The following is a 571-nucleotide window of genomic DNA, read 5'->3' as shown; positions in this document are numbered from 1 at the left end:
GCCTGGACGATCGCGAGCTTCAGACCCGGAATGCGAACATTGAAGGTCGTCATCGCAGACGCGTTTATGACGCGCAGGCGAACTCGCTCGCCGGGTTGAAAAAGGCCGGTCCAATTGTCCTGCGGGCCGTGACCGTTGACCAGATAGGTATAGGTCGATCCCGTCACGTCACCGACGTCGGTCGGGTCCATCCGCATCTTGCCCCATTCAAGGCGGTCCTTCAGCGGCTGATCCTCGCCCTTCAGCAAGCCGGCGAGCGTCTGCTGCTGCCGGTTGAAATAGCCCGACTGCTTCTTGAGCTTCATGAAGATGCGGTGCGGGTGGAGCTGGCTGTGGTCGGACAGCACGATGACGTGCTCGCGATCCGACTGGATCGGGTCGGCTCCCTCGGGATCGATCACGATCGGACCGTAGAGGCCCATCTGCTCCTGCAAGCCAGAATGGCTGTGGTACCAATAGGTGCCAGCCTGCACGATCGGGAACTCGTAGGTGAAGGTCGTACGCTTTTCGATACCGGGAAAGGCAACGCCGGGCACGCCATCCATCTGGAACGGCACAATCAGACCGTGCC

Annotated in this window: 1 protein-coding gene; it reads right to left on the bottom strand. The window is 60.9% G+C overall.

Features of this window, described 5'->3' with window-relative positions; translation table 11 throughout:
* The coding region (locus AC0IYH_RS29110) for a multicopper oxidase domain-containing protein (protein ID WP_471837479.1) at window positions 1-571 on the bottom strand (571 nt) is incomplete at both ends.

The organism is Pseudomonas sp. AC463 (genome assembly GCF_979253585.1).
This window is presented reverse-complemented; position numbering and strand designations above follow the sequence as displayed.